Below are 11,602 nucleotides of genomic sequence, written 5' to 3'. Positions count from 1 at the left end.
TTTGGACAGCCGTGCCACAAGAACGCAACAAAGTGATCATGAACCCGCAAGAGCGAACACCGAAGGCCGGACCCGGGGATCGGGATCCGGCCTTCGGTGGCACAGGGGGAGGGCGTCAGCTGACGGAGACGCCCTTCGCGCGGAGGTAGGCGAGCGGGTCCACGTCCGAGCCGTAGTCCGGCGTGGTGCGGATCTCGAAGTGGAGGTGCGGGCCGGTCACATTGCCGGTCGCGCCGGAGAGGCCGACCTGCTGGCCCTCGGTGACGGTCTGGCCGGACGAGACCGAGAGCGCGGAGAGGTGGGCGTACTGGGCGTAGTAGCCGTCGGCGAGCTTGATGACGACCTGGTTGCCGTACGCGCCGCCCCAGCCGGCGGAGACGACCGTGCCCGCACCCACGGCCTTGAGCGAGGTACCGGTCGGGACGACGAAGTCGACACCCGTGTGGTAGCCGCTGGACCACATACTGCCGGACATCCGATACGGGGTACCGACGGTGGCGCCCGCCACCGGGAGGGTGAAGCCGCTGGTGCCGGTCGTCTCGCTGCTCTGCGTCGCGGTCGTCGTGTTCGACGAGGAAGCCTTGGAGGATGCGGAGGATTCGGGCGAAGAGGACTTCTGCGCCTCCGCCGACTTCTGCGTCTTCGCCGACTTCTCCGTGCTCGCCGCGGCCTTCTTGCCGAGGGTGAGCTTCAGACCCGGGTGGATCAGCGCCGGGTCGGAACCGACGGCCTCACGGTTGTCCGAGTAGAGCTTCTTCCAGCCACCACTGACGTTCTGCTCGTCGGCGATCTTCGAGAGGTAGTCACCGGACCGCACCGAATAGGTGCGCACGGACGCGGTGTTCGCGGCGCCCTTCTCCGCGGTCTTCTTCTCGGTGGCCGTCTTCTCGGCGACCGGAAGGGACTGGACGGCCTTCTCCGAAACGGACTGCGGGGTGGCCGCGTGGGCGCCTGCGGCACCCATCAGCGGGAGGGCGAGTGCGGCGCCACCGGTGCCGGCGACGGCGATCGAGCGGGTGAGGCGCTGGGCCTTGGGACGGCGGTGCTTACCCTTCGCGGGCATGGCGAATTCCTCTCCGGCGCCTGCGAGGTGAGCTGTCGGGTTCGGGCTGGAGATGCCCGGCCGCACCGAAGTGCGACTTAACCCCTAGCCGTTCCGGAGACCGGAACAGGCAGTTGTACCTGTGGGTCCCCCGCTCCTGCCGTTCACGGGTGAGTTGTGCGGTCCCCGGGCGGCGGCAGGATTGGGCGTCCGTCCGGATTGATGGCGAACGTAAGCGAGCAAGACGCAAAGGGACAAGTGAGAGGTTCCACGTGAATGCGTTCCTTGTGATCCGCTGTGAGAATTACCGGTCACCCTGCGTGAATTGCGCACACCTCCCGCCATGCAAAACCCCTGGAAAAGAACGGGAATTACGTGGACATGACGGGCGACGCACGGTCACGGATATGACCCTCCTCACGTGGCACATTCACAGCTTCCCCTATTCCAGAGCGAGTTGGAATGAAGGATGAGGAAGGCACCAATTCGGACAGACAGCTCAGATGCGACGCAGCCGGAGAACTGCCGCATCCAGGTCGCCGCGCAATCCGACGCGTAGTCCGTGATGCAGCAATACGGCACCCCTGTGAACTTCGCCCGTTTCGAGGCATTCATACGACGCTGTCGGGTCGAGTCCGCGCAGCCGCAGCGCCGGCACGGGCTCGCCGTAGCTCTGCGCCTGGAGCCAGGCGAGCACGACGGTCTCGTCCCCGAGGACGTACTGGACGGCACTGAGGCCGCCCCGCGGCGGTCGCAGCCGGTGGAGGTCACCGCGCTGCACCACGGGCCGGATCTCCTTGTAGAGATCCACCCACTCACGGGCCTCGGCGAGCTCCTCCTCACTCCACTGCGCGAGGTCTCCGCCGACGCCGAGCACCCCGGCCATGGCGCTGACGAACCGGAAGCGCAGCGAGCTGACCCGGCCGTTGAGCATGGCGTTCGGGCTGTCGGTCACCCAGGCGGCCATCACGCGCGCGGGGTGGATCTGGCCGAAGCCGTGCTGGATGGCGAGCCGGTCGAGCGGGTCGGTGTTGTCGGAGGTCCACACCTGGTCCGTGCGAACCATGACCCCGAGGTCGATACGGCCGCCTCCGCCCGAGCAGGACTCGAACGCGACCCCCGGATGGACGGCCCGCAGCCGGTCCAACAAGGCGTAGTAGGCGTGCACATGGTCGGTCCAGAGACGCTGCGGGTAGGGCTCGCCGGGCCAGCCGGCGTCGGTGAAACTGCGGTTGAAATCCCACTTCACATAGTCGATCGGGGCGCTGGTCAGCAGTGCGTCGAGGTGGCGCCAGAGGTACTCCTGGACGTCCTCACGTGCGAGGTTGAGTACGAGCTGGTTGCGGAATTCCGTCCGCTTTCGTCCCGCTTGGTACTGAACCCAGTCCGGGTGCGCCCGGTACAGCTCGCTGTCCGGATTGACCATCTCGGGCTCGACCCAGATGCCGAACTGCATGCCGAGTCCGTGCACGTAGTCGGCGAGGGGCTTCAGGCCACCCGGGAAACGGTCGCGGTTGGGCGTCCAGTCGCCGAGGCCGGCACGGTCGCTGGTGCGGGTGCCGAACCAGCCGTCGTCGACCACGAACAGCTCGACGCCGATCGCCGCGGCCCGCCGGGCGAGGATGCCCTGCTGCTCCTCGGAGATGTCGAACTCGGTGGCCTCCCAGGAGTTGAACAGCACGGGCCGGTCCCGGTCGGCGTCCGGGATGACGTACGCCCGCTGGTACGCGTGCCAGGCCCGGCTCGCCCCGCCGAAGCCGCCGTCGCTCCACAGGCCGGCGAAGACGGGCGTCGTGAAGGACTCCCCCGCCGCCAGCCGCAGCAGGCCGGATTCGTCGTGTCCGACGCCGCCGGTGATCTGCACGCGCGCGTCGGAGAGTTGGGCCACGGCGATGCGCCAGGAGCCCGACCAGCCGAGGGCGCAGCCGTAGACCTCGCCGCGTTCCTCGGTGGCGTCCGTGTCCAGTGCCACCCACGGCAGGTACTGGTGCCCGGTGTGCCCGCGGCGACTGCCGATGACCTTCTCGCCGTACGTGAGCGGCGCGCTGGTGAGCCGGGACTCGGCGGCCCAGCGGCCGTGCAGGTGGGACAGCCGCCAGTCCTCGCGGTCGGGCAGGGTCCAGGTGGCGGAGTCGGCGCGCAGGAGCTCCACGGCCTGGGGCCCCTGGTTGTCCAGGGTCACCCAGCGCTCCATCACATCGCCGCGCATCCGGTAGTGCAGCGTGATCGCCAGTCCGCCGTCACGGAAGCGGAGCCGCAGCTCGTCGCTCTCGGTGTCGCCGGTGCTCTCGTAGGACTCGAAGCCCCACTCGGTGCCGCGCCGCTCGTCGGTCCGTACCGACAGGGCGGGCCGCACGAAGCGGGGGCCGCCCTCGACGGGGTACTCCTCGCGACCGTCGAGCGGGGACTCGAAGCCGCGTTCGGCGGGCAGGGGGCGGGCGGCGAGTTCCTCGGCGTCGGCGAGCTCGATTCTCGAGCCCCAGTGGAGGTGCAACAGGACGTCGTCCCCGGTGAGGTGGACGGCATAACTGCTGGCAGGCCCGGAGAGAAGCCAGGTACGGCCGGTTTCGGAGATCTCCAGCATCAAATCCTCACAGATACAAACAGGTGCACTCAAGTGCCAACATCATCAATGGCCGCGAGCCCTGGGTGCAACGCCTGTGGACAACTGATTGCCCCAGGAACCGATGTCGTATCGTCGAGGAGGTGCCCGCTGACGAGCCGTGGCGGCGGGACCGGCTGGGAGGAGCCCCCGTGACGCAGCAGATCCCGTCGACCGAGCCCGAGCTGACCGGAGTGCGCAACTTCCGGGATGTCGGCGGTCTGCCGACGGTGGACGGACGGCGGGTGCGCTACGGAGTGCTGTTCCGCAGCGGTCACCTGGCGCACGCGACCGACGAGGACGCCGCGTTCCTCTCCTCCCTGGGGCTGCACACGATCTTCGACTTCCGCAACGCGTCGGACCAGAAGCTGGAGGGCCCCGACGTCGAGCTGCCGGGCGTGCGCAATGTGAACCTCCCGCTGAGCGACCCGGCGGACGGCTCGGAGTTCTGGAAGATGGTCCGGGACGGCGAGATCGAGCAGCTGCGCGAGATCCTCGGCGACGACAAGGCGGCGAACCGGATGATCGCCTCGTACCGCAAGATCGTGAAGGAGCGCACCGCCGAGCACTCCCGCGTCCTGCACTCCCTCGCCGAGGAGAGCGTCCCCGCTCTGATGCACTGCGCGGCGGGCAAGGACCGGGCAGGCCTGTCCATCGCCGTGACGCTGCTCGCCCTCGGCGTGGAGCGGGAGGCGATCGTCGCGGACTACCTGGAGTCGAACGCCAAGCACCGCCGCTACAAGGTGCACCGCAGCAGCAAGTCCACCGCCGCCTACTCCCCCGAGGTCATGGAGCTGCTCGGCCCCCTCTTCGACGCGCGCGCCGAGTATCTTCAGGCCGCGTTCGAGACGATCGAGGAGACCTGGGGCAGCGTCGACACCTACCTGGAGCAGGGGCTCGGCCTGACCCCGCAGCTCCGGGACCGGCTGCGCGAGCGGCTCCTCGACTGAGGGCCGCCGGGTCTACTGCTTGGCCCCGAGCTCGAACAGCAGGTAGATGAAGGCCGCGAAGAGGTGCCCCACCGCGATGTAGATGATCAGCCGCACCCAGATGCCGCGCGGGAACCTCTCCTCCATGTCCTTCATGGCGTCTCTCCAGGGGTGGGGCCCAGGCACAGCGTGGCCGTGGGGCTCTGCAGCAGGGTGTGGACGAAGAGCAGCTCGACCCCGTCGGGGTCCTGGGCCGCGATGCGGTGCGGGGTCAGCGAGTCGAAGTGCGCGCTGTCGCCCGGGGCGAGCAGGTGGGTGGTGTCCCCGAGGCGCAGCCGCAGCCGTCCTCTGAGGACGTACAGCCACTCCTCGCCGGGGTGGACCCGCACGATGTCGCCCTGCGAGCCGTGGGGCACGTGCACGCGCAGCGCCTGCATACCGCGTCCGGGCGCACCGGCCTGCCAGTAGGTCCAGCCGCCCGCGGCCGTCGGTTCCATGTCGGTGGCGCGCACCACGGCGTCCCGTTCGGTGACCGTCTCGCCGAGCAGCTCCGAGACGGTCGTACCGTAGATCCGGGCGAGCGCGAGCAGCATCGGCAGCGAGGGCTGGCGCTGCCCGGTCTCCAGCCGGGAGAGATGGGCGGGCGACAGCCCGGCGGCACGGGCCGCGGCCTCCAGGGTGAGGGAGGCGCGGTGCCGCAGCGCGCGGAGCTGCGGCGCGACGACGGGCAGGGCGTCGGCCGGCTCGGGTTCCGGAGAGCTCATGCCCTCCATTCAGCCGGAGGTTTGCCTCCAGGGCAATTTTCTTGCCTCAGAGGCAAACCGCACCGCTACCGGTTGGCCACCGCCTGCTTGACCAGCGTCTTCCCGAAGTCCCACATCAGTCCGCCCCCGCCGTGCGCGTCGTCCATGATGTCCGTGAAGGCGTCGACGAACCGGTCCACCTCCCGCTCCCCGACGGTCAGCGGCGGGATCAGCTTGATGACCTCCAGGTGGTCGCCGGAGACCTGGGTGAGGATCCGGTGGCGCTGGAGCAGCGGTACGACGACCATCTGCGCGAACAGTCCCTTGCGGGCGGCCTGCAGCATGGTCCAACGGCTGCGCAGACCGAGGGACTTGGGCCGGCCGAACTCGATGCCGACCATCAGACCCCGGCCGCGGACGTCGGCGAGCAGCTCGTACTTGTCGACCAGTGCCGCGAGCCGGTTCCTGAGCAGTTCGCCGGTGGCGCGGGCGTTCGCGGTGATCTGCTCGTTCTCCATGACGGACAGCACGGCGAGCCCGGCCGCCATGGCCTGCGCGTTGGACCCGAAGCTCGCCGAGTGGACCAGGACGCGGTCGATCGACGAGAAGACCTTCTTGAAGATCCAGTCCTTGCCGAGGGTGGCGCCGACCGGCACATAGCCGCCGGAGAGCGCCTTGGCCACGCAGACGAGGTCCGGCTCGACGCCGTCCTCGTGCTGGTAGGCGTAGAAGTCGCCGGTCCGCCCGAGGCCTGTCTGCACCTCGTCGGCGATGAGCAGCGCCTTGTGCCGGTGCAGCATTTCCTGGGCGGCGCGCAGATAGCCGGGCGGGGGCTCGTGGACGCCCTTGCCCTGGATGGGCTCGACGATCAGGGCGGCGACGTCGCCCTTCCTCAACTCCCTTGCCAGGGCGTCGAGATCGCCGAGGGGTACGGCCGTGTCGGGCAGCAGCGGGGCGAAGCCGTCACGGAAGCCGTCCTCGCCGTTGACCGACAGCGAGCCCGTGGTGAGTCCGTGGAAGGCGTGGTCGCAGTACAGGATCCGCGGCTTGCCGGTGGCCCGCCGGGCGAACTTCAGCGCGGTCTCCACCGCTTCCGTACCGCTGTTCCCGAAGAACACCCGGTCCAGGTGCGGGCTGTGCGCGAGGAGCTTCTCGGCCAGCAGCCCGGGCAGCGGCTGGCAGTCGAAGCGGGTGAGATCGGCGAGCTCGGCGTCGAGGACGTCGTGCAGCGCCTTGCGGACGACGGGGTGATGACGGCCCAGGCCCATCACCCCGAACCCGGCGAGCATGTCCAGGTAGTCGTTGCCGTCCGCGTCCCAGAAGTACGCTCCCTCGGCCCGCTCGTAGACCTTGTCGAAGCCGATGGTGTGCAGCATGCGCGGGAGCTGGTGGTTCAGGTACTTCGTGTGCAGCTCGTAGCGCTCGGCCCCGCGCTCGGCAAGGAGTCTGCCGAGGTCGAACTCCGTGGTCATTCGGCCTTCTCCCTGACAGGGCCGCCGGTCTGCTCGCCGACGGCCGACGTTGCCTCGGCCTCCTTGGCGGCCAACGTCTCCTCGGCCTCCTTGACCGCCAGGCTCGCGCTGATCCGCCCGGCGACCTCCACCGGGGTGAGCCCGATGTCGGCGAGCACCTCAGCGCGCTTGGCGTGGGCGAGGAACTGCTCCGGAATCCCGAACCTCCGCACCGGTACGTCGACTTCGGCGTCGCCCAGCGCGAGGGCCACCGCGGAACCGACACCGGCGGCACGGCTGTTGTCCTCGACGACGGCGATCAACCGGTGCTCGGCGGCGAGGCCGGGCAGCGCCGGGTCCACGGGCTTGATCCAACGAGGGTCCACGACCGTGCAGTCGATACCGCGGGCCTCAAGCAGTTCGGCGGCCTGGAGACAGACCGGCGCCATCACACCGACGGCCACCAGCAGCACCTCGGGCCGCTCCCCGCGGTGCAGTACGTCCATGCCGCCCACGCGGTCCACCGCGGGGATCTCCGGGCCCACCGACTCCTTGGGGAAGCGGACGAGCGTCGGCGCGTCGTCCACTGCCACGGCCTCCCTGAGCTGTGAGCGCAGCTGCTCCGCGTCGCGGGGCGCGGCGATCCGCACGCCGGGTACGACCTGGAGGATCGACATGTCCCACATGCCGTTGTGCGAGGCCCCGTCCACACCCGTGACACCGGCCCGGTCCAGCACGAACGTCACTCCGCAGCGGTGCAGCGCGACGTCCATCAGGAGCTGGTCGAAGGCACGGTTGAGGAAGGTCGCGTAGACGGCGACCACGGGATGCAGCCCGCCGGTCGCGAGCCCGGCCGCGGACACCGCCGCATGCTGTTCGGCGATGCCGACGTCCCACACCCGGTCCGGGAACCGCGCGGCGAACTTGCCGAGCCCCACCGGGTGCAGCATGGCCGCCGTGATCGCCACGACGTCCTCGCGCTCTTCCCCGATCGCGACGATCTCGTCCCCGAACACCGAGGTCCAGGAAGGCCCGTTGGAGGGCGCGAGCGGCTCGCAGGTGAGCGGGTCCATCACACCGACGGTGTGGAAGTGGTCCTCCTCGTGGGCGAGAGCGGGCTCGTAACCGCGACCCTTCTCCGTCAGACAGTGGACGAGGACCGGCCCGTGGAACCGTTTCGCGCGCCGCAGCGCCGACTCCACGGCCCCGATGTCATGCCCGTCGATCGGGCCGACGTACTTCAGCCCGAGGTCCTCGAACATGCCCTGCGGAGCGAACGCGTCCTTGAAGCCCTTCTTCGCACCGTGCAGCGACTCGTAGATCGTGCTGCCCACGACCGGCGTCCGCAGCAGTACGTCCTTCCCCCAGGCCAGGACCTTCTCGTAGCCGTCGGTGGTCCGCAGGGTCGCCAGGTGGTTGGCGAGGCCTCCGATGGTCGGCGAGTACGAGCGCTCGTTGTCGTTGACGACGATGATCAGCGGCCGGTCCTTGGCGGCCGCGATGTTGTTCAGCGCCTCCCAGGCCATGCCGCCGGTGAGCGCGCCGTCGCCGATGACCGCGACCACATGCCCCTTGTCGCCCTGGACCTGGCGGGCCTTGGCCAGCCCGTCTGCCCAGCCGAGCGCGGTGGAGGCATGGCTGTTCTCCACGATGTCGTGCTCGGACTCCTCACGCGAGGGGTAGCCGGACAGACCGCCCTTGCCGCGCAGCTTGGAGAAGTCCTGACGTCCCGTCAAAAGCTTGTGTACATAGCTCTGATGACCGGTGTCCCACACAATGCGGTCGACAGGCGACTCGAAGACCCGGTGGAGCGCGATGGAGAGTTCCACCACCCCCAGATTGGGCCCGAGGTGTCCGCCGGTCCTGGCCACGGCATGGACCAGGAACTCCCTTATCTCTTCGGACAGTTCACCGAGTTCCACCTCGGACAGCGCCTTCAGGTCACGTGGTCCCCGGATGTTCTCCAGAATCGTCACGTCGGGCCCCCTTCGGTCCGTGCCTGTTCAACTCACGGTGACGGCCGGCTCCCCCGACGCGACGCCGTCCTGCTCCATCTGTTCGGCGATCTTCATCGCCTCCTCGATGAGGGTCTCCACGATCTTCGACTCGGGGACGGTCTTGATGACCTCGCCCTTGACGAAGATCTGTCCCTTGCCGTTGCCGGAGGCGACCCCGAGGTCGGCCTCCCGCGCCTCGCCGGGACCGTTGACCACACATCCCATCACCGCGACCCGCAGGGGCACTTCCATGCCCGTAAGGCCCGCCGTGACCTCGTCGGCCAGCTTGTAGACGTCGACCTGGGCGCGCCCGCAGGACGGACACGACACGATCTCCAGGCGTCGCTGCCTGAGGTTCAGCGACTCCAGGATCTGGATGCCGACCTTGACCTCCTCGGCGGGCGGCGCGGACAGCGAGACCCGGATCGTGTCGCCGATGCCCCTGCTGAGGAGCGCCCCGAAGGCCACCGCCGACTTGATCGTGCCCTGAAAGGCGGGACCGGCTTCCGTGACCCCCAGATGCAACGGGTAGTCGCACTGCTCGGCGAGCAGCCGGTAGGCGTTGACCATGACCACGGGGTCGTTGTGCTTGACCGAGATCTTGATGTCCCGGAAGCCGTGCTCCTCGAACAACGACGCTTCCCACAGCGCCGATTCGACGAGCGCCTCCGGTGTCGCCCTCCCGTACTTCTGCAGCAGCCTGCGGTCCAGCGACCCGGCGTTGACGCCGATCCGGATCGGCGTGCCATGGTCCGTGGCGGCCCGCGCGATCTCCCTGACCTTGTCGTCGAACTGCTTGATGTTGCCGGGGTTGACGCGTACGGCCGCACAGCCGGCCTCGATCGCCGCGAACACGTACTTGGGCTGGAAGTGGATGTCCGCGATCACCGGGATCTGCGACTTGCGGGCGATGGTCGCGAGGGCGTCCGCGTCGTCCTGCGTGGGGCAGGCGACGCGGACGATCTGGCAGCCGGACGCGGTGAGTTCCGCGATCTGCTGCAGGGTGGCGCCGATGTCGGACGTACGGGTCGTCGTCATCGACTGCACCGACACCGGCGCCCCGCCCCCGACCGCCACCGGCCCGACCTGGATCTGCCGCGACACGCGCCGCTCGGCGATCGGCCGGACCGGTACCTCGGGAACGCCCAAGGAGACGGCGGTCATGTCCTCACTCCCGGTTTCCGGAGACCGTCTCGCGCATCGCGCGCAGCGACTCCTTCAGCGAACCCATGGTGGCGAGGACGGCGGTGGGCTCGTAGCCGCAGTGCGCCATGCAGTTGGCGCAGCGCGGGTCCTTGCCGCGACCGTACTTGTCCCAGTCGGTCTCCTCGATGAGTTCGCGGTACGTCGGGACGTACCCGTCGCTCATCAGGTAGCAGGGGCGCTGCCAGCCGAAGAGGGAGTAGTTGGGGATGGCCCACGCCGTGCACGGGAAGTCGACCTTGCCCTCCAGGAAGTCCAGGAAGAGCGGGGAGTGATTGAGCCTCCACTTCTTGCGGTTGCCGCCCGCGAAGGCCTTCTTGAAGAGCTCGCGGGTCTGCTCCACGCCCAGGAAGTGCTCCTGGTCGGGCGCCTTCTCGTAGGCGTAGGCGGGCGAGATCATCATCTCGTCGACGTGCAGGTCGTCGTTGAGGTAGTTGAGCACCTCGATGACGGTCTGCGGGGTGTCCGTGTTGAAGAAGGTCGAGTTGGTGGTGACCCGGAAGCCGCGCTTCTTGGCCTCCTTGATCGCCTCCACCGCCTCGTCGAACACACCTTCCTTCGCCACCGACTCGTCGTGCCGCTCACGCAGCCCGTCGATGTGCACGGCGAAGGCGAAGTAGGGCGAGGGCGTGAACTTGTCCATCTTCTTGCGCAGCAGCATGGCGTTGGTGCAGAGGAAGACGTACTTCTTCTTCGCCACCAACTGCCGCACGATCTCGTCGATCTGAGGGTGCATCAGCGGCTCACCGCCGGCGATGGACACCATCGGCGCACCGGACTCAAGGACCGCCCCGACGGCCTGCGCCACCGGCATACGCTGCTTCAGCACACCCGCCGGGTGCTGGATCTTGCCGCAGCCCTCGCACGCGAGGTTGCACGCGAAGAGGGGTTCCAGCTCCACGATCAGCGGGAACTTGTCCCGCCTGCGGAGCTTCTGTTCGGCCAAGTATGTAGCGACCTTGATGGACTGACGCAGCGGCATGGCCATCTGGCTCACCTCCTGGGGAGCAGCAAGGAACGGTGCCATTCATAGAAAGCGGGAAGGACGGAACGAAGGACGCGGAAGGCTGATATTCCACCGCGCACCGTGCCGATCCGGACGAGTTCATGTTCTGGAGCGTCCACGACCACCCGGACGGCCGCAACGGGGCGTACTCCGGTCCGCACAGCGCTGTGGAGCGTGGCCGCGGACTCCATGTCGACCGCGATCGCGCCGGTCGCGAACAGGTCCGACCGTTCGTGACCGCGTACGACGTGATCGGAGCCGGTGAGCGGTCCGGTGTGGACGGTGCGTCCGGGGACCGCCCGCAGGAGCTCCTTGACGAGTAGGTCGGTCCCGACGCAGGGAACGGTTCCGTCCGGATCCCGGGTCTCCTCGGCGACGACGAGATCGCCGGGGTGCATGCCGGGGGCGAGCCCCGCACAGAAGCCGGTGGCCAGTACCGCGGTGTCGGCGAGAGCGGGATCGGTGAGGGCGCGGGTGACGGCCCGCTCGGCCGCCCTGGGGCCCATGCCGGTGCGGAGCACGGTGACCGGCCCGTCGGCGCCGGCGCGGTCGCCGCTGCGCAGGGCGAGGTGCTCGATGCCGAGCGCGCAGGCGATCAGCAGCGGGGCGGAGGCCGGCCGGGTGCTCAT

Annotated in this window: 10 protein-coding genes and 1 riboswitch; of the genes, 1 reads left to right on the top strand and 9 read right to left on the bottom strand. The window is 68.9% G+C overall.

Annotated elements, in window-relative coordinates; translation table 11 throughout:
* Nucleotides 1–115 precede the first annotated feature (115 nt).
* Complete coding sequence (locus TN53_RS01200) at nucleotides 116–1,063, bottom strand: M23 family metallopeptidase (RefSeq protein WP_046256364.1); 948 nt, start codon at nucleotides 1,061–1,063, stop codon at nucleotides 116–118.
* Between the two features lie 4 nt (nucleotides 1,064–1,067).
* Nucleotides 1,068–1,225, bottom strand: a riboswitch (cyclic di-AMP (ydaO/yuaA leader).
* A 316-nt stretch (nucleotides 1,226–1,541) separates the two neighbouring features.
* Nucleotides 1,542–3,626, bottom strand: coding sequence for an alpha-galactosidase (locus TN53_RS01195; protein ID WP_046256363.1), 2,085 nt, complete (start codon nucleotides 3,624–3,626; stop codon nucleotides 1,542–1,544).
* 170 nt (nucleotides 3,627–3,796) lie between these two features.
* Between TN53_RS01195 and TN53_RS01190 the strand changes: the two genes are divergently transcribed.
* On the top strand, nucleotides 3,797–4,594 hold the full coding sequence (locus tag TN53_RS01190; RefSeq protein ID WP_046256362.1) for a tyrosine-protein phosphatase: 798 nt from the start codon (nucleotides 3,797–3,799) through the stop codon (nucleotides 4,592–4,594).
* A 12-nt stretch (nucleotides 4,595–4,606) separates the two neighbouring features.
* On the opposite strand, the gene TN53_RS01185 is transcribed toward TN53_RS01190, so the two are convergent.
* Genes TN53_RS01185 through TN53_RS01155 form a run of 7 tightly spaced genes read right to left on the bottom strand, consistent with a single transcriptional unit; the run spans nucleotide 4,607 to nucleotide 11,602 of the window.
* Entirely contained in the window at nucleotides 4,607–4,729 is a 123-nt protein-coding gene (locus TN53_RS01185) for a DUF6126 family protein (RefSeq protein ID WP_046256361.1), read from the bottom strand.
* The gene (locus tag TN53_RS01180) at nucleotides 4,726–5,346 is read right to left on the bottom strand and encodes a helix-turn-helix domain-containing protein (protein WP_420719068.1); all 621 of its coding nucleotides are present in this window, start codon (nucleotides 5,344–5,346) and stop codon (nucleotides 4,726–4,728) included. The genes TN53_RS01185 and TN53_RS01180 overlap by 4 nt, the downstream gene beginning before the upstream one ends.
* 56 nt (nucleotides 5,347–5,402) lie before the next feature.
* Complete coding sequence (locus tag TN53_RS01175; protein WP_046256360.1) at nucleotides 5,403–6,788, bottom strand: aspartate aminotransferase family protein; 1,386 nt, start codon at nucleotides 6,786–6,788, stop codon at nucleotides 5,403–5,405.
* The gene (dxs, locus tag TN53_RS01170) at nucleotides 6,785–8,743 is read right to left on the bottom strand and encodes a 1-deoxy-D-xylulose-5-phosphate synthase (RefSeq protein WP_046256359.1); all 1,959 of its coding nucleotides are present in this window, start codon (nucleotides 8,741–8,743) and stop codon (nucleotides 6,785–6,787) included. Before dxs ends, TN53_RS01175 begins: the two co-directional genes overlap by 4 nt.
* Before the next feature lie 27 nt (nucleotides 8,744–8,770).
* Nucleotides 8,771–9,928 carry a flavodoxin-dependent (E)-4-hydroxy-3-methylbut-2-enyl-diphosphate synthase gene (ispG, locus tag TN53_RS01165; RefSeq protein ID WP_046256358.1) on the bottom strand — a complete coding sequence of 386 codons (1,158 nt, stop codon included), beginning with the start codon at nucleotides 9,926–9,928 and terminating at the stop codon, nucleotides 8,771–8,773.
* A 4-nt stretch (nucleotides 9,929–9,932) separates the two neighbouring features.
* Complete coding sequence (gene hpnH, locus TN53_RS01160) at nucleotides 9,933–10,955, bottom strand: adenosyl-hopene transferase HpnH (RefSeq protein ID WP_046256357.1); 1,023 nt, start codon at nucleotides 10,953–10,955, stop codon at nucleotides 9,933–9,935.
* 5 nt (nucleotides 10,956–10,960) lie between these two features.
* On the bottom strand, nucleotides 10,961–11,602 hold the full coding sequence (locus tag TN53_RS01155; RefSeq protein WP_046256356.1) for a 1-hydroxy-2-methyl-2-butenyl 4-diphosphate reductase: 642 nt from the start codon (nucleotides 11,600–11,602) through the stop codon (nucleotides 10,961–10,963).

The organism is Streptomyces sp. WM6386, from assembly GCF_000972385.1.
Taxonomy (GTDB): domain Bacteria; phylum Actinomycetota; class Actinomycetes; order Streptomycetales; family Streptomycetaceae; genus Streptomyces.
The sequence above is the reverse complement of the archived record's forward strand: the minus strand, read 5'-3'. Positions and strand labels throughout refer to the sequence as shown.